Genomic DNA, 22739 nt, shown 5'->3' with positions numbered 1-22739 from the left:
CCGACCCCTTACAGCTTCATCAGGCTGGCGTCGTCGACCGAGGCCGAGTGGCGGGTACGGAACAGCGACACGATGATCGCGAGGCCCACCACGACCTCCGCGGCGGCGACGACCATCGTGAAGAAGGCGATGATCTGGCCGTCGAGATTGCCGTGCATCCGGGAGAAGGTGACGAACGCGAGGTTGCAGGCGTTGAGCATCAGCTCGATGCACATGAACACGACGATCGCGTTGCGCCGGATCAGAACTCCGGTCGCGCCGATGGTGAACAACAGGGCAGCGAGATAGAGGTAGTTGACGGGGTTCACTTCGACGCCTCCTCGGCCCGCTTGTACGTCGCCGGCTCGATCTGCTTGCGCTCCAGACGCTCCTCGGCGCGCTGCTCCAGCGCGCGGAGGTCGTTGAGCGCCTCCGCCGACACGTCACGGATCTGGCCACGCTCGCGCAGCGTCTTGTTGACGGTCAGCTCGGCGGGGGTGCCGTCGGGCAGCAGACCCGCGATGTCCACGGCGTTGTGCCGGGCGTAGACACCGGGGGCGGGCAGCGGCGGGACGTGCTTGCCCTCGCGGATGCGCTGCTCGGACAGCTCGCGCTGGGTCTTCGCGCGCTCGGTGCGCTCGCGGTGGGTGAGCACCATGGCGCCGACCGCGGCCGTGATCAGCAGGGCGCCGGTGACTTCGAACGCGAAGACGTACTTGCTGAAGATGAGGGAGGCGAGTCCCTGCACGTTGCCGTTCGCGTTCGCCTGGCCCGTGCCGTTGAACTCCTTCAGGGAGGCGTTCCCGATGCCCGCGAAAAGCAGGACGCCGAAGCCGACCCCGCACAGAAGGGCCAGCCAGCGCTGGCCCTTGATGGTCTCCTTCAGCGAGTCCGCGGCCGTCACGCCGACGAGCATCACCACGAACAGGAACAGCATCATGATCGCGCCGGTGTAGACGACGATCTGCACGATCCCCAGGAAGTAGGCGCCGTTGGCGAGGTAGAACACCGCCAGGACGATCATGGTTCCGGCGAGGCACAGCGCGCTGTGCACGGCCTTCCTCATGAAGACGGTGCCCAGGGCGCCGATCACCGCGACCGTGCCGAGGACCCAGAACTGGAAGGCCTCACCGGTGGAGGTGGTGTAGGCGGCAAGCTGCTGTGCGCTCATCGGCGGATCACCTTCTCCGACGCCGGCTCGGTCTCACCGAAGGTGGAGTCGGCCTCCTGCACCACCTCGCCCTTGGAGACGGCGACCTGCCGTACGGTGCCCGGCGCGGCCTCCGTCACCAGGCCCCGGTAGTAGTCCTGCTCGTCGGTCCCCGGGAAGATCGCGTGGGGCGTGTCGACCATGCCCTCCTCGAGGCCGGCGAGCAGCTGCTCCTTGGTGTAGATGAGGTTGGCGCGGCTGGAGTCGGCCAGTTCGAACTCGTTGGTCATCGTCAACGCGCGCGTGGGGCACGCCTCGATGCACAGGCCGCACAGGATGCAGCGGGCGTAGTTGATCTGGTAGACGCGGCCGTACCGCTCGCCCGGCGAGTAGCGCTCCTCGTCGGTGTTGTCGGCGCCCTCCACGTAGATGGCGTCGGCGGGGCAGGCCCAGGCGCACAGCTCGCAGCCGACGCACTTCTCCAGGCCGTCCGGATGGCGGTTGAGCTGGTGCCGTCCGTGGAACCGCGGGGCCGTGGTCTTCTTCTGCTCCGGGTACTGCTCGGTCAGCCGCTTCTTGAACATGGCCTTGAAGGTCACGCCGAAGCCGGCGACGGGGTTCAGGAAACCGGGCTTGGTGTCCTTCTGTTCCTCAGCCATCGGACGCCTCCTTTCCATCCGTAGATCCGTCACTGACAGTGTCGGGCCCACCACTGACAATCAGCTCCCGCTCCTGGCGCGAGCGGCGCCTGGGCACCGGGGGCAGCTCCTGTCCGGGCAGCGGCGGAACGGGGAATCCGCCCGCCATCGGGTCGAATCCGGCCGGCTGGGCGGGCGGTTCGGTCGTCTGCGCCTTCTCGCGGAACAGGTCGGCGACGAAGGAGATCAGCAGCAGGGCGAGGACCGCGCCGCCCACGTAGAGGGCGATGTCGGCGAAGTCGTAGTTCTCGTTGCGCAGGGCCCGGACGGTCGCGACCAGCATCAGCCAGGTCACGGAGACCGGGATGAGGACCTTCCAGCCGAGCTTCATCAGCTGGTCGTAGCGCACCCGCGGGAGGGTGCCGCGGAGCCAGATGAAGAAGAACAGCAGCAACTGGACCTTGATGACGAACCACAGCAGCGGCCACCAGCCGTGGTTCGCGCCCTCCCAGAAGGTGCTGATCGGCCAGGGCGCCCGCCAGCCGCCGAGGAACAGCGTGGTCGACACGGCCGAGACGGTCACCATGTTGACGTACTCGGCGAGCATGAACATCGCGAACTTGATGGACGAGTACTCGGTGTTGAAGCCGCCGACCAGGTCGCCCTCGGACTCCGGCATGTCGAAGGGGGCGCGGTTGGTCTCGCCGACCATCGTGACGATGTAGAGGATGAAGGAGACCGGCAGCAGGAGGATGTACCAGCGGTCATGCTGCTGCTCCACGATCGTGGAGGTCGACATCGACCCCGAGTAGAGGAACACGGAGGCGAACGCTGCGCCCATGGCGATCTCGTAGGAGATCATCTGCGCGCAGGAGCGGAGGCCACCGAGCAGCGGGTAGGTGGATCCAGAACTCCAACCCGCCAGGACGATGCCGTAGATCCCGACCGAGGCGACCGCGAGGATGTAGAGCATCGCGATCGGCAGGTCGGTGAGCTGCATCGTGGTGCGGTGGCCGAAGATCGAGATCTCGTTGCCGGCCGGTCCGAACGGGATCACCGCGATCGCCATGAAGGCCGGGATGGCCGCGACGATCGGCGCGAGGATGTAGACCACCTTGTCCGCGCGCTTGACGATGAGGTCTTCCTTGAGCATCAGCTTCACGCCGTCGGCGAGCGACTGGAGCATGCCCCAGGGGCCGTGCCGGTTGGGGCCGATGCGCAGCTGCATCCAGGCGACGACCTTGCGCTCCCAGACGATGGAGAACAGCACGGTCACCATCAGGAAGGCGAAGCAGAACACCGCTTTGACGACGACCAGCCACCAGGGGTCGCGGCCGAACATCGAGAGGTCTTCAGCGGCGAGGTACGGGCTCATGCCTCCACCTCCTTGGGGGCCTCTTCGGCGACTGCCGCCGGGCCGATGCGGACGAGGGAGCCGGGCACCGCTCCGGTGTCGGAGGCGACGCCCGAGCCGACGGAGTTCAGCGGGAGCCAGACCACGCGGTCGGGCATCTCGGTGATCTGGAGCGGGAGTTCGGTGGTGCCGGCCGGGCCGGTGACGGCGAGGACGTCGCCGTTCGCGACGCCCGACTCGGCGGCCGTCGCGGGCGACACACGCGCGCGTGCGGCGTGCCGGGTGCCGGCGAGCGCCTCGTCGCCCTCCTGCAGGACGCCGTGGTCGAGCAGCAGCCGGTGCCCGGCGAGTACGGCCTCACCGGCGGCCGGGCGGGGCAGCGCGCCCGCGGACTCCCTGGGCTCGGCGGCCCGCGGGCCGTCCCAGGCGCCGAGCCGGTCGATCTCCGCGCGCGTGGTGCGCAGGTCCGGCAGGCCCAGGTGGACGTCCATGGCGTCGGCCAGCATCTGCAGCACGCGTCCGTCGGTGGGGGCGATGCGGCGGGTCATCTGGTCGGGTTTGAGAGCGGCTTCGAAGAAGCGGACTCGGCCTTCCCAGTTGAGGAAGGTGCCCGCCTTCTCGGCGACCGCGGCGACCGGCAGGACGACGTCGGCGCGTTCGGTGACCTCGCTGGGCCGCAGTTCGAGCGACACCAGGAAGCCGACGCTGTCGAGCGCTTCACGCGCGCGTGCCGGGTCGGGCAGGTCGGCGACCTCTACACCGGCGACCACGAGAGCGGACAGTTCGCCGGTGGCGGCCGCCTCGACGATCTGGTGCGTGTCGCGGCCGTAGCGCAGCGGCAGTTCGGCGAGGCCCCAGGCGGCGGCGACCTCCTCCCGCGCGCGCGGGTCGGTCGCCGGGCGGCCGCCCGGCAGCAGCGAGGGCAGCGCGCCGGCCTCGACGGCGCCGCGCTCACCGGCGCGCCGCGGGATCCAGACCAGCCGGGCACCGGTCGCGGCAGCGGCCCGTACGGCGGCGGTGAGGCCACCGGAGACCGCCGCGAGCCGCTCGCCCACGACGATGACGGCGCCGTCGGTGCGCAGGGCCTCCGCGGCCTTGGTGCCGGGCTCCTCCAGGCCGACGCCGCTCGCGAGGGCGTCCAGCCACTCGGTCTCGGTGCCGGGGGCGGCCGGCAGCAGGGTGCCGCCCGCCTTCTCCAGGCCGCGAGTGGCGTGCGTGGCCAGGGCGTACACCTGCTGCTTGTGCTTGCGCCAGGCCTTGCGCAGCCGCAGGAAGACGCCGGGCGCCTCCTCCTCCGACTCGAATCCGACGAGCAGGACGGCGGGCGCCTTCTCCAGGGAGGTGTACGTGACGCCCGTACCGTCGAGGTCACGGCCGCGGCCCGCCACCCGGGACGCCAGGAAGTCGGCCTCCTCGCTGCTGTGCACGCGCGCGCGGAAGTCGATGTCGTTCGTGGCGAGCGCCACACGCGCGAACTTGCTGTAGGCGTAGGCGTCCTCGACGGTCAGCCGGCCGCCGACGAGGACGCCGGCCCGGGAGCGGGCGGCGGTCAGCCCGCGCGCGGCCGCTTCCAATGCCTCGGGCCAGGAGGCGGGCTCCAGGGCGCCGTCCGCGTTGCGTACGAGCGGGGTGTCGAGGCGGTCCTTGAGCTGTGCGTAGCGGAACGCGAAGCGTCCCTTGTCGCAGATCCACTCCTCGTTGACCTCGGGGTCGTTGGCGGCGAGCCGCCGCATGACCTTGCCGCGCCGGTGGTCGGTGCGGGTGGCGCAGCCGCCCGCGCAGTGCTCGCACACCGACGGCGAGGAGACCAGGTCGAACGGGCGGGAGCGGAACCGGTAGGCCGCCGAGGTGAGCGCGCCGACGGGGCAGATCTGGATGGTGTTGCCGGAGAAGTACGACTCGAACGGGTCGCCCTCGCCGGTGCCGACCTGCTGCAGCGCGCCCCGCTCGATCAGTTCGATCATGGGGTCGCCGGCGATCTGGTTGGAGAAGCGGGTGCAGCGGGCGCACAGCACGCACCGCTCGCGGTCGAGCAGCACCTGCGTCGAGATCGGCACGGGCTTCTCGTAGGTCCGCTTGCGGCCCTCGAACCGGGATTCGGCGTTGCCGTGGGACATGGCCTGGTTCTGCAGCGGGCACTCGCCGCCCTTGTCGCAGACCGGGCAGTCCAGCGGGTGGTTGATGAGGAGCAGCTCCATCACACCGTGCTGGGCCTTCTCGGCGACCGGCGAGGTGAGGTGGGTCTTCACCACCATGCCGTCCGTGCAGGTGATGGTGCACGACGCCATGGGCTTGCGCTGGCCCTCGACCTCGACGATGCACTGGCGGCAGGCGCCGGCCGGGTCCAGGAGGGGGTGGTCGCAGAACCGCGGGATCTCGATGCCGAGCTGTTCGGCGGCCCGGATGACCAGGGTGCCCTTGGGCACGCTGATCTCGGCGCCGTCGATCGTCAGCGTGACGAGGTCCTCCGGCGGGACCGCCGCCTCTCCCCCTCCTGTGGGGGCGCTGGTGGTCACGGTCATGCGTTCACCTCCGGGCGGTCCGCCCAGGCCGTCGACTTGGCCGGGTCGAAGGGGCAGCCCCGGCCCGTGATGTGCTGCTCGTACTCCTCGCGGAAGTACTTCAGCGAGGAGAAGATCGGGGATGCGGCGCCGTCACCGAGGGCGCAGAAGGACTTGCCGTTGATGTTGTCGGCGATGTCGTTCAACTTGTCGAGGTCGGACATGGTGCCCTTGCCGGCCTCGATGTCCCGCATCAACTGCACCAGCCAGTAGGTCCCTTCACGGCAGGGGGTGCACTTGCCGCAGGACTCGTGGGCGTAGAACTCGGTCCAGCGGGTCACCGCCCGCACCACGCAGGTCGTCTCGTCGAAGCACTGCAGGGCCTTGGTGCCGAGCATGGAACCCGCGGCGCCGACCCCTTCGTAGTCGAGGGGGACGTCGAGGTGCTCGTCGGTGAACATCGGCGTCGAGGAGCCGCCCGGCGTCCAGAACTTCAGCCGGTGGCCGGGGCGCATGCCGCCGCTCATGTCGAGGAGCTGGCGGAGCGTGATGCCGAGCGGGGCCTCGTACTGGCCGGGGCTCGCGACGTGGCCGCTGAGCGAGTAGAGCGTGAAGCCCGGGGACTTCTCGCTGCCCATCGACCTGAACCATTCTTTCCCGTTTTTCAGGATCGCGGGAACCGACGCGATGGACTCGACGTTGTTCACAACAGTCGGACAGGCGTAGAGGCCTTCCACCGCAGGGAAGGGGGGACGGAGCCGCGGTTGACCACGGCGGCCTTCGAGCGAGTCCAGCAGTGCGGTCTCCTCACCGCAGATGTACGCGCCCGCACCCGCGTGCACGGTGAGCTGGAGGTCGAGTCCGCTGCCCAGGATGTTCTCGCCGAGGTAGCCCGCCGCGTAGGCCTCGCGCACGGCCTCGTGCAACCGCCGCAGCACAGGGACGACTTCACCCCGCAGATAGATGAAGGCATGCGACGACCGGATGGCATAGCACGCGATCACAATGCCCTCGATGAGGCTGTGCGGGTTCGCGAAGAGGAGCGGGATGTCCTTGCAGGTCCCGGGCTCCGACTCGTCGGCGTTGACAACTAGATAGTGCGGTTTTCCATCCCCCTGGGGAATGAACTGCCACTTCATCCCCGTCGGGAATCCCGCGCCGCCGCGCCCGCGCAGACCCGAGTCCTTGACGTACGCGATCAGGTCGTCCGGCGACATGGCGAGCGCCTTGCGGAGTCCCTCGTACCCTTCGTGCCTCCGGTAGACGTCCAGAGTCCAGGACCGGTCCTCGTCCCAGAAGGCCGACAGCACGGGTGCGAGCAGCTTCTCGGGGCTCGTGTCCTTCAGGTCGGGTGCCACGGTCATCACTCCCCCTCCTCGGCGGTAGGCCCTGCCGGGTGGGCGGGGTCGGAGGCCGATGTCTCCTGCGGCGCGTCATGAGAACTGAGGTGCTCGGCCGGCGACGGCTCGTGCACCCGGTCCCGCGGTTCGTCATGCGGACCGCCGTCGCGCGGATGGACCACGCGCGCGGGTGCGGCCTCTCCCCTTGCCAGGCGAAGGCCCACCAGTGACGCGGGTCCCGCACTGCCGCCCTCCTCGACGGCCCCGGGCCGCTCGTCGGGGAAGCCGGCCAGAATCCGCGCGGTCTCCTTGAAGGTGCACAGGCGCGCCCCGCGCGTGGGCTCCACGGGCCTGCCCGCGCGCAGGTCGTCGACCAGGCGCTTGGCGCTGCCCGGCGTCTGGTTGTCGAAGAACTCCCAGTTGACCATCACGACGGGCGCGAAGTCGCAGGCCGCGTTGCACTCGATGTGCTCCAGGGTGATCTTGCCGTCGTCGGTGGTCTCACCGTTGCCGAGGCCCAGATGCTCCTGGAGCTCTTCGAAGATCGCGTCGCCGCCCATCACCGCGCACAGAGTGTTCGTGCACACACCCACCTGGTAGTCACCGGAGGGCCTGCGCCGGTACATCGAGTAGAACGTGGCGACGGCGGTGACCTCGGCCGTGGTAAGGCCGAGCATGTCCGCGCAGAACTGCATCCCGGTGCGCGTGACGTGGCCCTCCTCCGACTGCACGAGGTGGAGCAGCGGCAGCAGGGCGGACCGGGAGTCGGGGTAGCGCGCGATCACCTCGCGCGCGTCCGTCTCCAGCCGGGCGCGTACGTCGTCCGGGTACGCGGGGGCGGGCAGTTCGGGCATGCCCAGGCTGACGCCCCGCTCCGAGGAACTGGTGGTCACCGGTCGACGCCTCCCATCACGGGGTCGATGGACGCGACGGCGACGATCACGTCGGCGACCTGGCCGCCTTCGCACATCGCCGCCATGGCCTGCAGGTTGGTGAAGGACGGGTCGCGGAAGTGGACCCGGTAGGGGCGGGTGCCGCCGTCGGAGACGGCGTGCACACCGAGTTCGCCCTTGGGCGACTCGACAGCCGCGTACGCCTGTCCCGGCGGGACGCGGAATCCCTCGGTCACCAGCTTGAAGTGGTGGATCAGGGCCTCCATGGAGGTGCCCATGATCTTCTTGATGTGGTCGAGGGAGTTGCCCAGTCCGTCCGGTCCCAGGGCGAGCTGGGCGGGCCAGGCGATCTTCTTGTCGGCGACCATGACCGGGCCGGGCTGGAGCCGGTCCAGGCACTGTTCGACGATCCTGAGCGACTGGCGCATCTCCTCCAGGCGGATCAGGAAGCGTCCGTAGGCGTCGCAGGTGTCGGCGGTCGGGACGTCGAAGTCGTACGTCTCGTAGTCGCAGTACGGCTGTGCCTTGCGCAGGTCGTGCGGGAGGCCGGTGGAGCGCAGGATGGGGCCGGTCGCGCCGAGGGCCATGCAGCCGGCGAGGTCGAGGTAGCCGATGTCCTGCATGCGGGCCTTGAAGATGGGGTTCCCGGTGGCGAGCTTGTCGTACTCCGGGAGGTTCTTGTTCATCTTCTTCACGAACTCGCGGATCTGGTCCACCGCGCCGGGTGGCAGGTCCTGGGCGAGTCCGCCGGGCCGGATGTACGCGTGGTTCATCCGCAGGCCCGTGACCAGCTCGTAGATGTCGAGAATCATTTCACGATCACGGAATCCGTAGATCATGATCGTGGTGGCGCCGAGCTCCATGCCGCCGGTGGCGATGCACACCAGATGGGAGGAGAGCCGGTTCAGCTCCATCAGGAGCACCCGGATGATCTTGGCGCGCTCGGTGATCTGGTCCTCGATGCCGAGGAGCTTCTCGACGGCGAGGCAGTAGGCGGTCTCGTTGAAGAAGGACGTCAGGTAGTCCATGCGCGTGACGAAGGTGGTGCCCTGCGTCCACGTGCGGTACTCGAGGTTCTTCTCGATGCCGGTGTGCAGGTAGCCGATGCCGCAGCGGGCCTCGGTGACCGTCTCGCCCTCGATCTCCAGGATCAGCCGGAGCACCCCGTGGGTGGAGGGGTGCTGGGGACCCATGTTGACGACGATGCGCTCGTCGTCGGCGCGGGCCGCGGACTGGACGATCTCGTCCCAGTCGCCACCGGTGACCGTGTAGACGGTGCCCTCGGTGGTCTCGCGTGCCGAGGCGGCCGACGCGGCGGATTCGGCGGATGCTGACTGCGTGCTCACGAGTACGACCTCCGCTGGTCGGGAGCCGGGATCTGGGCGCCCTTGTACTCGACGGGGATGCCGCCGAGGGGGTAGTCCTTGCGCTGCGGATGGCCCTGCCAGTCGTCCGGCATCATGATCCGCGTCAGGGCCGGGTGACCGTCGAAGACGATCCCGAAGAAGTCGTAGGTCTCGCGCTCGTGCCAGTCGTTGGTCGGGTAGACGGAGACCAGGGACGGGACGCGCCGGTCGCTGTCGGGGGCGCTGACCTCGAGGCGGATGAGCCGGTTGTGGGTGATCGAGCGCAGGTGGTAGACGGCGTGCAGCTCGCGGCCCTTGTCGTGCGGGTAGTGGACGCCGCTGACCCCGGTGCACAGCTCGAAGCGCAGGGCGGGGTCGTCGCGCAGGGTGCGGGCGACGCGGAGCAGGTGCTCGCGCTCGATGTGGAAGGTGATCTCGCCGCGGTCGACGACCGTCTTCTCGATGGCGTTGTCCGGGAGGAGTCCCTGTTCCTCCAGGGCGCCCTCCAGCTCGTCGGCGACCTCGTCGAACCAGCCGCCGTAGGGCCTGCTCGCCGGTCCCGGGAGTCGGACCGAGCGGACCAGGCCGCCGTAGCCGGAGGTGTCGCCGCCGTTGTTGGCGCCGAACATGCCGCGCTGGACGCGGATCTCCTCGCCGCCCTGGCCGCGCCGGCCGGGGAGGTTGGAGGCGGCGAGGTCCTTCTCGGGGTTGACCCCGTTCGCGGACCCGTTCACGCCGTGGGTGCCGTTCGCGTCGCTCACCGCAGCAGCCCCTTCATCTCGATCGTGGGCAGGGCCTTGAGCGCCGCCTCCTCCGCCTCGCGGGCCGCTTCCTCGGCGTTGACGCCGAGCTTGGAGGACTGGATCTTCTGGTGGAGCTTGAGGATCGCGTCCATCAGCATCTCGGGCCGGGGCGGGCAGCCGGGGAGATAGATGTCGACCGGGACGATGTGGTCGACGCCCTGGACGATCGCGTAGTTGTTGAACATGCCGCCCGAGGAGGCGCAGACGCCCATGGAGATCACCCACTTCGGGTTGGGCATCTGGTCGTAGACCTGCCTCAGGACCGGCGCCATCTTCTGGCTGACCCGGCCTGCGACGATCATCAGGTCCGCCTGGCGCGGTGATCCGCGGAAGACCTCCATGCCGAAGCGCGCGAGGTCGTAGCGGCCTGCGCCGGTGGTCATCATCTCGATGGCGCAGCAGGCCAGGCCGAAGGTGGCCGGGAAGACGGACGCCTTGCGCACCCAGCCCGCGGCCTGCTCGACGGTGGTCAGCAGGAAGCCGCTCGGCAGCTTTTCTTCGAGTCCCATGTCTTATTGGCCCCTCAGTCCCATTCCAGGCCGCCGCGCCGCCATACGTACGCGTACGCGACGAAGACGGTGAGCACGAAGAGCAGCATCTCCACGAGCCCGAAAATCCCCAGGGCGTCGAAGGTGACGGCCCAGGGATAGAGGAAGACGATCTCGATGTCGAAGACGATGAAGAGCATCGCCGTCAGGTAGTACTTGATGGGGAAGCGCCCGCCGCCGGCCGGCGTGGGGGTCGGCTCGATACCGCACTCGTAGGCCTCGAGCTTGGCGCGGTTGTACCGCTTCGGACCGATCAGCGTGGCCATGACCACGGAGAAGATCGCAAAGCCTGCCCCGAGGGCTCCCAGTACGAGGATGGGCGCATACGCGTTCACCGCTCCTCGCTCCTCTCAGTCGGCACTGACTGCTGGCGGTTGCACTGGGCTCACGTCCGCCTCACGGGTCCCACGAACCCCGCTCGTCCCGGCGAAGATCGAGAACATGTGAAGCAGGTCACAAGCCCAACTGCCTCGCATCTTATGCCCGACGCTCTGTGATCTGCGACACGGGGTATTCCACAAGCTTTGTGATCTCCACCACCTGACGAAGGATCATGAAGTCGGATGATGGGTGATCTTCGTACGCGAAGCGTCCAGGTGATCACCAGAAGTGACAATTTCGCTTGTCATCGCAGGCAGGAGGGGTCGTCTCCATATCAAGAGGGTTCCGTTGCATGCAAATTGGCGCTGGACGCCGAGGCTTGGTAGGGGGGCGCATTCACACATCAGAGGGAGGCGCGGGGCGAGGTGTGGACGCGGGGCGGGCGCGTGCACGCGTTCACGAGCTGCCGCGCACGCGGGACGCCGCCCTTCCGGTAACCGTTCCGTGACCTCCGCCACATCCATGAGGGGTGCCTGAGAACGGGGCTTGGCCATCCACCCCAACCAGTGGTAGGTGCGGGGCAATCCGGACGAAATGATCAAACACCGTGATCAACGGCTTGATCGCGAGCGTCCGCAATGTCCGTTACGGCGTCAATAAAGAACGACGCGCCCGGGATTCCGGGTCTCGATTGAGCAACTGTGGCGGAGCACACGTTTCTTGAAGATATGAAGGAGCCCCTGGTACCGGTTGTTCCCATGTCCCACACCGCTCACATACGCAGCCACCGGAAACCCCGCCGCAGCGCGTCGACCCTCGCGATGCGGGCCGGAGTTGCCGGTGGCGTCCTCGGCACCCTGGCAGTCGCCGGGGCGTCCGGCTCGGCGAACGCGGCCGAGCCGGTGACGCAGACCCTTGAACTGCCCACCCTGACGGCCGACCTGGCCGCCCAGGTCGCCCAGTCCGCGGACGCCACGCAGCAGGCCGCCGCGAACTACGAGCTGCAGGCCGAGCGTGACGCGGCCGCCGCAAACGCCGCGAAGCAGGCGAAGGCGGACCTGGCGGACGCCAAGCAGAAGGCGGCCGAGGCGAAGAAGAAGGCCCAGGAGGCCGCCCGCAAGGCGGCTGCCGCGCGGGCCTCGCGCAACGCGGAGCGGACGACCCTCTCCACCACCGCGAGCACCAGCACCTCCACGAGCACCTCCACCTCCACCTCCACGGCGACGGGTTCGGCCGCGGCCGTCATCTCCTTCGTGAAGGCGCAGATCGGCAAGGCGTACGTCTCCGGGGCCACCGGCCCGTCCGCCTACGACTGCTCCGGCCTGGTGCAGACGGCCTTCAAGCAGGTGGGCATCAGCCTGCCGCGCGTCTCCCAGGACCAGTCCACGGCCGGCACCCAGGTGTCGCTGAGCAACCTGCAGCCGGGCGACATCCTGTACTGGGGCAGCGCGGGCAGCGCGTACCACGTGGCGGTGTACGTCGGCGACGGTATGTTCGTCGGCGCGCAGAACCCCTCCAGCGGCGTCGTGGAGAAGCCGCTGTCGTACGACCCGCCCACCGGCGCCGTGCGAGTGCTCTGAGCGCTCCGCACACCTCTCACGCGCGCAGGGCCGCAGCCGCTCGGGGGCAGCGGCCCTCGCGCCTTCCCCGGCGCCCGTTGCGTCTTCCCTGACCCCTCGCGTCTCCCCTGGCATGCTCGGCGCGGGCCGTCGTACGGCGGTCCGTCCACGAGCGAAGGAGACCGCGCGATGCCACGCGTGTTCGTCCAGGGAAATCCCGTCGGCCACTACCCCCGCCACGCGCCGGGGGCCGGGCGCGGGGCGGTGCGCCGGATCACCGAGGTGGGGGAGGACGTCCTGCACCGGCCCTGCCGGGACGTCACCGAGTTCGGGCCCGACCTCGCCGCACTGATCGACGACATGTTCTGCACCTTGTACGTCGCCGAGGGTGCCGGCCTGGCGGCGAATCAGGTCGGGGTCGATTTGCGGCTGTTCGTGTACGACTGCCTCGATGATGACGGAATCCGGCATGTCGGACACATTGTCAATCCGGTGCTGGAGGCACCCGTACCGGCCCGGCGGCGGCTGATCGACGACGGCGAGGGGTGCCTGTCGGTGCCGGGCGCCGTCATGGCCGTGGCGCGCCCGGAGCGGGCCGTCGTCCGCGGACAGGACAAGGACGGCACTTCACTCATCATTGAGGGAACGGGGTATTTCGCGCGCTGCCTCGCCCACGAGACCGACCACCTCGAGGGCTTCCTCTACCTGGACCGGCTCTCCCACCGGGAGAAGAAGGACGCGCTACGGCAGATGGCGGCCCGGCGGGACGAGGTGTACGCCCGCCGGGCCGCCAACGCTGCGGCGCTCAGTGCCTAGTCACGCCTTCGGCGCCACCTTGCTCAGGCCGTTGATGATGCGGTCCATCGCGTCGCCGCCGGTCGGGTCGGTGAGGTTCGCCAGCAGCTTCAGGGTGAACTTCATCAGCACCGGGTGGGTCAGGCCGCGCTGGGCGGCGATCTGCATGACCTTCGGGTTGCCGATGAGCTTCACGAAGGCGCGGCCGAGCGTGTAGTAGCCGCCGTAGGTGTCCTTGAGCACGCGCGGGTAGCGCTGCAGGGCGATCTCGCGCTGGGCGGGCGTGGCCCGCGCGTGGGCCTGGACGATGACGTCGGCGGCGAGCTGGCCGGACTCCATGGCGTAGGCGATGCCCTCGCCGTTGAAGGGGTTCACCAGGCCGCCGGCGTCGCCGACGAGCAGCAGCCCGCGCGTGTAGTGCGGCTGGCGGTTGAAGGCCATGGGCAGGGCGGCGCCGCGGATCGGCCCGGTCATGTTCTCCGGGGTGTAGCCCCAGTCCTCCGGCATGGACGCGCACCAGGCCTTGAGGATCTCGCGCCAGTCCAGCTCCTTGAAGGCGGCGGAGGTGTTGAGGACACCGAGGCCGACGTTGGAGGTGCCGTCGCCCATGCCGAAGATCCAGCCGTAGCCGGGCAGCAGGCGGTCCTGGGGGCCGCGGCGGTCCCACAGCTCCAGCCAGGACTCCAGATAGTCGTCGTCGTGGCGCGGGGAGGTGAAGTACGTGCGCACCGCGACGCCCATCGGGCGGTCCTCGCGGCGGTGCAGGCCCATCGCGAGGGACAGGCGGGTGGAGTTGCCGTCGGCGGCGACGACGAGCGGCGCGTGGAAGGTGACCTCGCGCTTGTCCTCGCCGAGCTTCGCGGTCACGCCGGTGATGCGGCCGGTGCGGTCGTCGACGACGGGGCCGGAGACGTTGCAGCGCTCGTAGAGGCGGGCGCCCGCCTTCTGGGCGTTGCGGGCGAGCTGCTCGTCGAAGTCGTCGCGCTTGCGGACCAGACCGTAGTCCGGGAAGGAGGCGAGATCCGGCCAGTCGAGCTGGAGGCGGACGCCGCCGCCGATGATGCGCAGGCCCTTGTTGCGCAGCCAGCCGGCCTCCTCGGAGATGTCGATGCCCATGGCCACGAGCTGCTTGACCGCGCGCGGGGTGAGGCCGTCACCGCAGACCTTCTCGCGCGGGAACTCGGTCTTCTCCAGCAGCAGGACGTCGAGTCCGGCCTTGGCGAGGTGGTACGCGGTGGTGGAGCCGGCCGGCCCCGCGCCGACGACGATCACATCGGCGGTGTTCTCGGAGAGGGGCTCAGTCACGACGGTCACGGCGGGATCTCCCCAAGGTTCGGAATGTGCGTGCCGACCGGCACTGGACATGGGCAGTCTATTCAGCAGTATTGATCACCCGGCTGAAGGGCTGCCCTGTGAACCGAGCTCTCCCCGCAGTACGGCTGCGTGTGCCCACCGACGAGGACGCGTTCACCTGGCACCGGGTCTTCGCCGACCCCGAGGTCATGGAGTTCCAGGGAGGCCGCGCCGCCGAGTTGTCGGCCTACCAGGAACTGACCGCGCGCCAGCGGCGGCACGACGCGGAGCGCGGCTTCTGCCTCTGGTCGGTGCTGGACGACGCCGGTGAGGTGGTCGGCTTCGCCGGGGCCCAGCCGTGGCCGCACGCGTGGGGGCCGGCGGGCGAGATCGAGATCGGCTGGCGGCTCGGCCGGCCGCACTGGGGGCGGGGGTACGCCACGGCCGCCGCCGAGGAGACCCTGAAGCGGCTGCGGGCGGCGGGAGTGCCGCACGTGGTGGCGATGGTCGACGCGCGCAACGCTCGCTCCATCGCGGTCACCCAGCGCCTGGGGATGCGGCTCGTGGAGACCTTCACGACGCCCGCTTCGGCGCGGGAGGGGCACTGCTACCGGCTGGAGTTGCAACCCGCGTAGCCAGTACCGAGCAACCCGGCAACCCGCACCCTGTAACCGTGAGTAATCAAGTGCTACAGAACGCGACATGACGCTTCCGGGGTGCCCAGCGGCGGAGTTACCCTGCACCTACCGCTGGGGGTGACATCTGTGCGCATAACACCCAAGACACCCGATGTGCGCGTTCCTCGTCTGGTCGGCCTGATGGCCGTGGACGCGCGCGAGACGGCCCGGGCGCGTGGCCTGTTCCTCAACGCGCCGGACCGCCCGGACTTCCACCACACGGTCGTCGACTACGTCGTACGCCAGTATCCGCAGGCCGGCGCCGAGGTTCCGCCGGACTCCATGGTGTACGTGTGGTTCGACTTCGGTGAGGGCGAGGGGGGCGGGGGTGTGCGGGAGCCGCGCATCCCGCGGCCGCCCACGGGCGGGCTGCAGCGCGAGCTGGGCGAGCCCGGGGACGCCTTCGAGATGATCAACCGTTGAGCGGCGGCGGGCTCAGCTCTCCTTGAAGCCGCGGTGCAGCGCGACCACACCGCCGGAGAGGTTGCGCCAGGCCACCTTGGACCAGCCCGCCTTGCGCAGCCGCTCGGCGAGCGCGGGCTGGTCGGGCCAGGCGCGGATGGACTCGGCGAGGTAGACGTAGGCGTCCGGGTTCGAGGAGACCGCGCGCGCGACCGGCGGCAGCGCCCGCATCAGGTACTCCGTGTACACGGTCCGGAACGGCGGCCACGTCGGGTGTGAGAACTCGCAGATCACCACGCGCCCGCCGGGCCGGGTCACCCGGTACATCTCGCGCAGGGCCGCGTCCGTGTCCTGGACGTTGCGCAGACCGAAGGAGATCGTGACGGCGTCGAAGGTGTCGTCGCGGAACGGCAGCCTCGTCGCGTCGCCCGCCGTGAACGGCAGCCACGGGTTGCGCTTCTTGCCGACCTGGAGCATCCCGGTGGAGAAGTCGCAGGGGACGACGTACGCGCCGGTCCGCGTGAAGGGCAGCGAGGAGGTCGCCGTACCGGCCGCCAGGTCGAGGACCTTCTGCGCGGGACGCGCGTCGACCGCCTTCGCCACCTCCTTGCGCCAGCGCCGGTCCTGGCCGAGCGACAGCACGTCGTTCGTCAGGTCGTACCGTTCCGCCACGTCGTCGAACATCGAGGCGACTTCGTGCGGCTGCTTGTTCAGGGAAGCGCGGGTCACGCCGCCATTCTTGCAGCCCGCCCGCGCGGAAGGGGCTTCGGCCCGACGAGGACCGGGATGCGGGAGAGCAGCAGTACCCGCGTTCGGTCAACGGCGGCGGAACAGGAGGCGGCCGTCGATGAGGGTCGCCACGCACGTACCGGCTCCGCGTTCGACGAGGGTCGCCTCGTCCGGCACGTCGAACACGGCGAACGTGGCGTCCAGGCCCTCGTACGGGAGCGGGGTGAGGATCGCCTCGGTGAGGGACCGCCGCCCGGCCAGCGGGTCGAGGTCCGGCGGTCCCACGGGGTCCTCGAACCGCTCCTCGCTCGTCATCCCGACGCGGTGCACCGCGTCCACCACGGCGGGCCGCCACAGGCACCCGGCCACCGCCACGGTGCCGTGTGCCAGCATCCGCTGCACGCCGCGCCGGGCGCTGGCGCCCCACCGCGCGTCGGTCATGCCGAGCCCGGCCAGGGCCTCGCCCGTGATCGGCGCGGTGCCGAGTTCGGCGGCCTCGCGCGGGTCGGGGTGGTAGGCCTGCTCCAGGAGTTCGGGGCCGCAGGGGTTCAGCAGGCCGGGGGTGATGAGCCCCGGCCAGCGTCGCACCCGGGCCCGCGGGTGTGCGGCTGCCAGCTCCTCGTACGGGCCGACGGAGGCGATCGCCCGGCCCTCGACGAGGATCGCGCCCCCGGGTATCGGCGACCGCCGCGGGTCGCCGGTGACCAGCAGGTCCGCGGTGTGGATGGTCAGCAACGCGCGCTCAGTTGGAGGCCAGCAGCTTCAGTTCGGGGTGAGCCGTGCCGCCCTCGATGGCCGTGGAGGAGATGTGGGAGACCACGCGGTCGTCGACGGGGTCGTCGGCCGGGTCGTCGTGGACGACCAGGTGCTCGTACGTCGTCGAGCGCTGCGCCGGGACGCGGCCCGCCTTGCGGATGAGGTCGATGATCTCCAGCCGGTTGGAGCGGTGCTTGGCGCCGGCGGAGGAGACGACGTTCTCCTCCAGCATGATCGAGCCGAGGTCGTCCGCGCCGTAGTGCAGGGACAGCTGACCGACCTCCTTGCCGGTGGTCAGCCAGGAGCCCTGGATGTGCCGGACGTTGTCGAGGAACAGACGGGCGATCGCGATCATCCGCAAGTACTCGAAGAGGGTCGCCTGGGTGCGGCCCTTCAGGTGGTTGTTCTCGGGCTGGTAGGTGTACGGGATGAAGGCGCGGAAGCCGCCCGTGCGGTCCTGGACGTCGCGGATCATGCGCAGGTGCTCGATGCGCTCGGCGTTGGTCTCGCCGGTGCCCATGAGCATGGTGGACGTCGACTCGACACCGAGGCGGTGCGCGGTCTCCATGATCTCCAGCCAGCGCTCGCCGGACTCCTTCAGCGGGGCGATGGCCTTGCGCGGGCGCTCGGGCAGGAGTTCGGCGCCGGCGCCGGCGAAGGAGTCCAGACCGGCCGCGTGGATACGGGTGATGGCCTCTTCGACCGACACGCCGCTGATCCGGGCCATGTGCTCGACCTCGCTCGCCCCCAGGCTGTGGATGACGAGCTGCGGGAACTCCTTCTTGATGGCGGCGAAGTGCTTCTCGTAGTACTCCACGCCGTAGTCCGGGTGGTGACCGCCCTGGAACATGATCTGGGTGCCGCCCAGCTCGACGGTCTCCGCGCAGCGGCGCAGGATGTCGTCGAGGTCGCGGGTCCAGCCCTTCTCGGTGTCCTTGGGGGCGGCGTAGAAGGCGCAGAACTTGCACGCCGTGACGCACACGTTCGTGTAGTTGATGTTGCGCTCGATGATGTACGTCGCGATGTGCTCGATGCCCGCGTACTTGCGGCGGCGTACGGCGTCGGCGGCGGCACCCAGCGCGTGCAGGGGCGCGTCGCGGTAGAGGACCAGCGCCTCCTCGGGCGTGATGCGTCCGCCCGCCGCCGCTCGGTCGAGCACGGCTGTGACATCAACGGAAGCGAGGTCGGCCTTCTCGGTCACCGGGCGTCCCTTTCGTCAAGGGTTGTGGACGGACCGAACCAGCCTACGCCAGCGGGTTCGGGCGGCCGCCGTCAGGCCGTGTACGCGCCGATCAGGAGTCCGGCGAAGGCTCCGGCGAGGAGGAACGGCCCGAAGGGGATCGCCGTTCCACGGTTCGCCCGCCGGGCCAGCACGAGCGCGCCGCCGTACAGCGCGCCCAGCAGGAACCCGGCGAAGGTGCCGAGCAGGACCGTCGGCCAGCCGTACCAGCCGAGGACGGCGCCCGTGCCGAGGGCGAGCTTCACGTCGCCGAAGCCCATGGCGCCCGGGTTGACGAGGTACAGGACGAAGTAGCCGGCGCCGAGGGCGAGGCCGCCGTACAGGGCGGTGAGCCAGTCTCCGGCGTGTTCGGGGAGCAGTGCGGCCAGGCCGAGCAGGGCGGGTGCGCCGGCCGCCAAGGAGAGGGTCAGCGGATCGGGCAGCCGGCGTACCCGCAGGTCGACGGCGGCCAGCAGCACCCACACCGGGGCGAGCAGCAGCCAGACGGCCAGCTCGGGACGGGTACCGGTGGCGACGGCGAGGAGGGCGCAGGTGAGGGCGGTGGCGGTGGCGAGGAGGGGTACGGAGACCGAGGGGGCGTGCGGCCGGCGGTGGGCGCACTCCGTGCAGATCCGGCGGCCGAGCCAGCCCCGCAGGGGGTGGCCCTCGGGGCAGTGGGAGTGCCAGGGGGCCTCGTCGGGGGCGGCGAAGCGGTAGGCGGCGCGGGGCAGCAGGGTGCCGGTGGCGGCGCCCCACAGGGCGGCTACGGCCAGTACGAGCAGGTCGGGCGGGGCGGTCACCTAGCCGACCTTCGACATGCGTGACTCCGGGTTGCCCTCCGCCGCGCTGTCGGAGGTGTACCGGAGGTCGTCGCCGACGGGGGTCAACTCCACGGGGTGCGGGGCGGGGTCGCAGCCGGCGTGGTTGTCCTTGGCGCCGGTCGAGGTGGCGACGATGCCGGTCTTCGTCACCTGCTTGAGGACGAGGATGTCGGTGCAGATGCCGCCGAGCTGGTCGGTCTGGGTGAGCCGGCCCAACTCCTCGCCGGTGGACGCCCGGTGGACGGTGAGCCGGAAGGTGCCCATGGGCAGGCTGCCGTCGAGGCCGGTGGCCTGGCCCTCCCAGGTGCCGAGGTAGCGGGCCGGGACGGCAGTCCCGGCGCCGCCGGTGGTGGTCGGCGCGGGAGACTCCTCTCCTCTCGTCGCACCGGGGGCCGGGGAGGTCGAGCCGTCCGTGGGGTCCGCCGAGTAGGCGTCGGCGGGGGAGGACGGGCCGGGCGTGCGGGTGGCGGCCGGTGCGCTGCCCGCCGTGTCGTTCTCGCTTCCGAACCAGGGGCGCAGCAACGCCCCGAGTCCTACGGCCCCCACGGCCAGGGCTCCGGCCACGGCCAGCGCGACGGTGCAGCTCACGCGTCGGCCCCTGCCGCTCTCCCCCGGCGCCGAGGCCGCCGCCACACTGACGCTCAGCTTGCCGCGGGGCGAGGAGTCGTGTGGGGAGGCGTCGTGAGGGGAGGCGTGGTGGAGGGGCGCGTCGTGGAGGGACGCGTCCCTGGGCGCGGGTACCGCGTCGGAACCGACGCCTGAGCCGGCTCCTGCCGGGCCGACGCCTGGACCGGCCCCGGCCGGACTCATCACGGGCGCGGGCCCGAACTCCCCGCTCACCGAACCGCCGGCAACTGCCTCGAACCTCCCGGCTGCGGAGCCCCCGGGATCGGACCCCCCGGGCAGCGCCCCGGAACTCGCCACGGCATCCGAGCCGGGCACCGCTTCCAAGGCAGCAGCACCCGCAGCAGCAGAAAACGCAGAGCCGGCAACCGCCGCAGAAGCAGGCACCCCCGAGCCGGCCCCCGCACTCGAGCCGGGCACCGCCTCGTGGCCGGACACCGCCGCCGAGCCGGCCGCCGGCTCGGCCGCCCCCGCCGGCTCGGCGCCGCCCACCGACCCGGGCACCGCCGCCCGGCTGAACGGCACCACCCCCGAAGGCGCCACCTCCCCCGTGTCCAGGTTCAGGAGGCTCACGGCGGCGCGGCTGACCTGTTCGACCAGGGGGCCCGGGAGCCAGCCGCCGGTGATGAGGTGGGCGGCGCCCTCCGGGGCGAGGCGGCGGGCCAGGGCGGCGGGGGTGGGGCGGGCCGCCGGGTTCTTGGCCAGGCAGGCGTCGGCCACCTCGCACAACTCGCCGCTCAGGGAGCCCAGTTCCGGCTCCTCGTGGACGACCTTGTAGAGCAGCGCGGCGGAGGAGTCGCCGGGGAAGGGCGGCTCACCGGTCGCTGCGTGGACCAGTACCGCACCGAGGGAGAAGACGTCGGCCGCCCCGGTGACGCCCTTGCCGAGGATCTGCTCGGGCGACATGTAGCCGGGCGAGCCGACCGAGACGCCGGTCGAGGTGAGGGAGGCGGTGCCGTCCGTCGCCCGGGCGATGCCGAAGTCGATGAGAAGGGGGCCGTCCAGGGTGAGCAGGACGTTGGACGGCTTGACGTCCCGGTGGACCAGTCCCAGTTCGTGGACCGCCGTCAGCGCCTCGGCGAGACCCGCGCCCAGGGCCCGTACGGTGTGCGCGGGCAGTGCGCCGGCGTCAGCGACGGCCGCCGCGAGCGAGGGGCCGGCCGCGTAGGCGGTGGCGACCCACGGCACGGCGGCCTCCGGGTCGGCGTCCAGGACGGGCGCGGTCCAGGCGCCCCCGACCCGGCGCGCGGCCTCGACCTCGCGCCGGAAGCGGGCGCGGAACTCCTCGTCCAGCGCGAAGTGCGGGTGGACGATCTTCACGGCGACCGTACGGCCCCCGGCGCTGCGGCCCAGGTAGACCCGGCCCATGCCGCCCGAGCCGAGCCGGCCGAGCAGCCGGTAGGGCCCGACGGCGACCGGCTCATCGGCTCCGAGCGGCTGCATGGCGTCCACCTCTCCCCCCAACGCCTCTCCCCCGTATGCCTATGCCTCTCCCCGGCGGGCGCTCCCCCGTAACGCCTCACCGTCCGCAGCGTAGTGCCGAGGTGACTACGGCTGGAGCAGATCCACCCGTACGTCCGCCGGGAAGCCCGTCGTCGGGCCGACGCGGCGGGCGAACTCGGCGACCGCCTCGAGTTGGGGCGTGCCGAAGCTGAAGTCGAGGGTGGTGAAGTACCGCTCCAGGGTGGCCTCGTCGAAGTCCTCCCAGCGGGCGGCCTGCTCGGCGACCTTGCCGACCTCCTCCAGGGAGAGGTTGCGGGAGGCGAGGAAGGCCTCGTGGACCGTGCGGGTGATGAGCGGCTCGCGCTCGACGTAGTCCCGCCGGGCGGCCCAGACCGCGAAGACGAACGGCAGGCCGGTCCACTCCTTCCAGAGCGCGCCGAGGTCGTGCACCTGGAGGCCGAAGCGCGGGCCGTCGACGAGGTTGGCGCGCAGGGCCGCGTCGCCGATGAGGACGGCGGCCTCGGCCTCCTGCATCATCAGGCTGAGGTCGGGCGGGCAGGTGTAGTAGTCGGGCTCGACGCCGAAGCGTTCCGCCAGCAGCAGCTGGGCCAGCCGGACCGAGGTGCGGGAGGTCGAGCCGAGGGCGACGCGGGCGCCGTCCAGCCGGTCGAGGGGGACCTGCGAGACGATCACGCAGGACATCACCGGGCCGTCGCAGCCGACGGCGATGTCCGGGAAGGCGACCAGATCGCCGGCGTTGCGCAGGAACTCCACGAGGGTGACCGGGCCGATGTCGAGGTCGCCGCGCACGATCTGCTCGCTGAGCTTCTCCGGGGTGTCCTTGGTGAGCTCGAAGTCGAGGAGGGTGCCGGTTCTCGCGAGCCCCCAGTAGAGGGGCAGGCAGTTCAGGAACTGGATGTGGCCGACGCGCGGCCGGGTGCGAGAATTGTCCACATCGCGAGACTAGACCCCGTGCGGTACCGTGCTGGGACCGGCCCCACCGTCAACGCACCCATCCGGGGTTCAAACATTCGGGTGACGTGATCTTGACCTCTATTGCTTTCGGCTGCCCGCGTGCTAGGCTCGCCGCAAGTTGCAGTTTGGTTTCCCTTGCAGTACAGAGCCTGCGGAGCATGTGACCGCGGGCTCTCGTCGTTTTCAGACGAATGCAGTTGTGCAGCACTTGGTTCGCACGTGCAGGTTCTGGAGCAGGGCAACCCTTTTGAGCCCAAGGAGGGCTTATGGCTACCGGAACCGTGAAGTGGTTCAACGCCGAAAAGGGCTTTGGCTTCATCGCCCAGGAGGGCGGCGGCCCCGACGTCTTCGTTCACTACTCCGCGATCAACGCCTCCGGCTTCCGCTCCCTCGAGGAGAACCAGCAGGTGAGCTTCGACGTGACCCAGGGCCCGAAGGGCCCGCAGGCGGAGAACGTCACTCCCGTCTGAATCACTGCCTGATCGCAGAACCTGAGTGCAGTACCCAAGGAGCCCCGCGCCTGCCGGCGACGGGGCTCCTGCCTTTTGCGCCGGAATTCATCTCCGGTTCACT

At 70.4% G+C, this 22739-nt stretch carries 23 protein-coding genes; 5 read left to right on the top strand and 18 right to left on the bottom strand.

Annotation, left to right across the window (positions count from 1 at the left end; genetic code table 11):
* Positions 1-8: 8 nt before the first annotated feature.
* From nuoK to ACZ404_RS33475, 11 genes are read right to left on the bottom strand one after another with little or no spacing between them, the layout of a single operon-like run.
* Entirely contained in the window at positions 9-308 is a 300-nt protein-coding gene (gene nuoK, locus ACZ404_RS33525; protein WP_023547474.1) for an NADH-quinone oxidoreductase subunit NuoK, read from the bottom strand.
* Complete coding sequence (locus tag ACZ404_RS33520) at positions 305-1150, bottom strand: NADH-quinone oxidoreductase subunit J (protein WP_468446560.1); 846 nt, start codon at positions 1148-1150, stop codon at positions 305-307. The genes nuoK and ACZ404_RS33520 overlap by 4 nt, the downstream gene beginning before the upstream one ends.
* Complete coding sequence (gene nuoI, locus ACZ404_RS33515; RefSeq protein WP_468446558.1) at positions 1147-1788, bottom strand: NADH-quinone oxidoreductase subunit NuoI; 642 nt, start codon at positions 1786-1788, stop codon at positions 1147-1149. The genes ACZ404_RS33520 and nuoI overlap by 4 nt, the downstream gene beginning before the upstream one ends.
* Positions 1781-3142, bottom strand: coding sequence for an NADH-quinone oxidoreductase subunit NuoH (gene nuoH, locus ACZ404_RS33510; protein WP_468446556.1), 1362 nt, complete (start codon positions 3140-3142; stop codon positions 1781-1783). Before nuoH ends, nuoI begins: the two co-directional genes overlap by 8 nt.
* Positions 3139-5643, bottom strand: a complete 2505-nt coding sequence (locus ACZ404_RS33505; protein WP_468446554.1) for an NADH-quinone oxidoreductase subunit G — start codon at positions 5641-5643, stop codon at positions 3139-3141. The genes nuoH and ACZ404_RS33505 overlap by 4 nt, the downstream gene beginning before the upstream one ends.
* Positions 5640-6986, bottom strand: a complete 1347-nt coding sequence (gene nuoF, locus ACZ404_RS33500; RefSeq protein WP_468446552.1) for an NADH-quinone oxidoreductase subunit NuoF — start codon at positions 6984-6986, stop codon at positions 5640-5642. Before nuoF ends, ACZ404_RS33505 begins: the two co-directional genes overlap by 4 nt.
* Positions 6986-7855 carry an NADH-quinone oxidoreductase subunit NuoE gene (gene nuoE / locus ACZ404_RS33495; RefSeq protein ID WP_468446550.1) on the bottom strand — a complete coding sequence of 290 codons (870 nt, stop codon included), beginning with the start codon at positions 7853-7855 and terminating at the stop codon, positions 6986-6988. The genes nuoF and nuoE overlap by 1 nt, the downstream gene beginning before the upstream one ends.
* A complete protein-coding gene (locus tag ACZ404_RS33490; protein ID WP_468446548.1) occupies positions 7852-9201 on the bottom strand; it encodes an NADH-quinone oxidoreductase subunit D in 1350 nt (449 codons plus the stop codon). Before ACZ404_RS33490 ends, nuoE begins: the two co-directional genes overlap by 4 nt.
* Complete coding sequence (locus ACZ404_RS33485) at positions 9198-9962, bottom strand: NADH-quinone oxidoreductase subunit C (RefSeq protein ID WP_468446546.1); 765 nt, start codon at positions 9960-9962, stop codon at positions 9198-9200. Before ACZ404_RS33485 ends, ACZ404_RS33490 begins: the two co-directional genes overlap by 4 nt.
* Positions 9959-10513, bottom strand: coding sequence for a NuoB/complex I 20 kDa subunit family protein (locus tag ACZ404_RS33480; protein WP_007383964.1), 555 nt, complete (start codon positions 10511-10513; stop codon positions 9959-9961). Before ACZ404_RS33480 ends, ACZ404_RS33485 begins: the two co-directional genes overlap by 4 nt.
* Before the next feature lie 14 nt (positions 10514-10527).
* Positions 10528-10887 (bottom strand): NADH-quinone oxidoreductase subunit A, encoded by a 360-nt coding sequence (locus ACZ404_RS33475; protein WP_003992243.1) that lies wholly within the window; start codon positions 10885-10887, stop codon positions 10528-10530.
* A gap of 744 nt (positions 10888-11631) precedes the next feature.
* Here ACZ404_RS33475 and ACZ404_RS33470 point away from each other — a divergent pair.
* Both ACZ404_RS33470 and def read left to right on the top strand, forming a co-directional pair.
* Complete coding sequence (locus tag ACZ404_RS33470) at positions 11632-12453, top strand: C40 family peptidase (RefSeq protein ID WP_468446544.1); 822 nt, start codon at positions 11632-11634, stop codon at positions 12451-12453.
* A gap of 168 nt (positions 12454-12621) precedes the next feature.
* The gene (gene def / locus ACZ404_RS33465; RefSeq protein WP_468446542.1) at positions 12622-13248 is read left to right on the top strand and encodes a peptide deformylase; all 627 of its coding nucleotides are present in this window, start codon (positions 12622-12624) and stop codon (positions 13246-13248) included.
* Here the strand turns inward: def and ACZ404_RS33460 are convergent, their stop codons facing one another.
* A complete protein-coding gene (locus ACZ404_RS33460) occupies positions 13249-14541 on the bottom strand; it encodes a geranylgeranyl reductase family protein (protein WP_468446540.1) in 1293 nt (430 codons plus the stop codon). It lies immediately after the preceding gene.
* A gap of 98 nt (positions 14542-14639) precedes the next feature.
* Between ACZ404_RS33460 and ACZ404_RS33455 the strand changes: the two genes are divergently transcribed.
* Both ACZ404_RS33455 and ACZ404_RS33450 read left to right on the top strand, forming a co-directional pair.
* Positions 14640-15155: a GNAT family N-acetyltransferase gene (locus tag ACZ404_RS33455; RefSeq protein ID WP_468446538.1), complete on the top strand. Its 516-nt coding sequence runs from the start codon at positions 14640-14642 to the stop codon at positions 15153-15155.
* A gap of 156 nt (positions 15156-15311) precedes the next feature.
* Positions 15312-15620, top strand: a complete 309-nt coding sequence (locus ACZ404_RS33450; RefSeq protein ID WP_468446620.1) for a PASTA domain-containing protein — start codon at positions 15312-15314, stop codon at positions 15618-15620.
* Between the two features lie 12 nt (positions 15621-15632).
* On the opposite strand, the gene ACZ404_RS33445 is transcribed toward ACZ404_RS33450, so the two are convergent.
* From ACZ404_RS33445 to ACZ404_RS33420, 6 genes are all read right to left on the bottom strand, one after another.
* The gene (locus ACZ404_RS33445; RefSeq protein WP_468446536.1) at positions 15633-16328 is read right to left on the bottom strand and encodes a demethylmenaquinone methyltransferase; all 696 of its coding nucleotides are present in this window, start codon (positions 16326-16328) and stop codon (positions 15633-15635) included.
* 87 nt (positions 16329-16415) lie between these two features.
* Positions 16416-17063 (bottom strand): amidohydrolase family protein, encoded by a 648-nt coding sequence (locus ACZ404_RS33440; RefSeq protein WP_468446534.1) that lies wholly within the window; start codon positions 17061-17063, stop codon positions 16416-16418.
* 7 nt (positions 17064-17070) lie between these two features.
* The gene (mqnC, locus tag ACZ404_RS33435; protein WP_468446532.1) at positions 17071-18285 is read right to left on the bottom strand and encodes a cyclic dehypoxanthinyl futalosine synthase; all 1215 of its coding nucleotides are present in this window, start codon (positions 18283-18285) and stop codon (positions 17071-17073) included.
* 71 nt (positions 18286-18356) lie between these two features.
* Entirely contained in the window at positions 18357-19103 is a 747-nt protein-coding gene (locus ACZ404_RS33430) for a prepilin peptidase (protein WP_468446531.1), read from the bottom strand.
* A complete protein-coding gene (locus ACZ404_RS33425; RefSeq protein WP_468446529.1) occupies positions 19104-21191 on the bottom strand; it encodes a serine/threonine-protein kinase in 2088 nt (695 codons plus the stop codon).
* Positions 21192-21296: 105 nt separating this feature from the next.
* A complete protein-coding gene (locus ACZ404_RS33420) occupies positions 21297-22145 on the bottom strand; it encodes a menaquinone biosynthetic enzyme MqnA/MqnD family protein (RefSeq protein ID WP_468446527.1) in 849 nt (282 codons plus the stop codon).
* Positions 22146-22432: 287 nt separating this feature from the next.
* On the opposite strand from ACZ404_RS33420, the gene ACZ404_RS33415 reads away from it, so the two are divergent.
* Positions 22433-22636: a cold-shock protein gene (locus tag ACZ404_RS33415; protein ID WP_003992177.1), complete on the top strand. Its 204-nt coding sequence runs from the start codon at positions 22433-22435 to the stop codon at positions 22634-22636.
* The last annotated feature ends 103 nt before the right edge of the window (positions 22637-22739 follow it).

The sequence above is a fragment of the Streptomyces sp. NPDC030798 genome, from assembly GCF_055572275.1.
The sequence above is the reverse complement of the archived record's forward strand: the minus strand, read 5'-3'. Positions and strand labels throughout refer to the sequence as shown.

Bases quoted from the DNA above. Each gene is read 5' to 3' on its own strand.
- ACZ404_RS33470 (WP_468446544.1), top strand. From the start codon at position 11,632: ATGTCCCACACCGCTCACATACGCAGCCACCGGAAACCCCGCCGCAGC.
- ACZ404_RS33520 (WP_468446560.1), bottom strand. From the start codon at position 1,150: ATGAGCGCACAGCAGCTTGCCGCCTACACCACCTCCACCGGTGAGGCC.
- ACZ404_RS33415 (WP_003992177.1), top strand. From the start codon at position 22,433: ATGGCTACCGGAACCGTGAAGTGGTTCAACGCCGAAAAGGGCTTTGGC.
- ACZ404_RS33480 (WP_007383964.1), bottom strand. From the start codon at position 10,513: ATGGGACTCGAAGAAAAGCTGCCGAGCGGCTTCCTGCTGACCACCGTC.
- def (WP_468446542.1), top strand. From the start codon at position 12,622: ATGCCACGCGTGTTCGTCCAGGGAAATCCCGTCGGCCACTACCCCCGC.
- ACZ404_RS33505 (WP_468446554.1), bottom strand. From the start codon at position 5,643: ATGACCGTGACCACCAGCGCCCCCACAGGAGGGGGAGAGGCGGCGGTC.
- nuoF (WP_468446552.1), bottom strand. From the start codon at position 6,986: ATGACCGTGGCACCCGACCTGAAGGACACGAGCCCCGAGAAGCTGCTC.
- ACZ404_RS33425 (WP_468446529.1), bottom strand. From the start codon at position 21,191: ATGCAGCCGCTCGGAGCCGATGAGCCGGTCGCCGTCGGGCCCTACCGG.
- nuoH (WP_468446556.1), bottom strand. From the start codon at position 3,142: ATGAGCCCGTACCTCGCCGCTGAAGACCTCTCGATGTTCGGCCGCGAC.
- nuoI (WP_468446558.1), bottom strand. From the start codon at position 1,788: ATGGCTGAGGAACAGAAGGACACCAAGCCCGGTTTCCTGAACCCCGTC.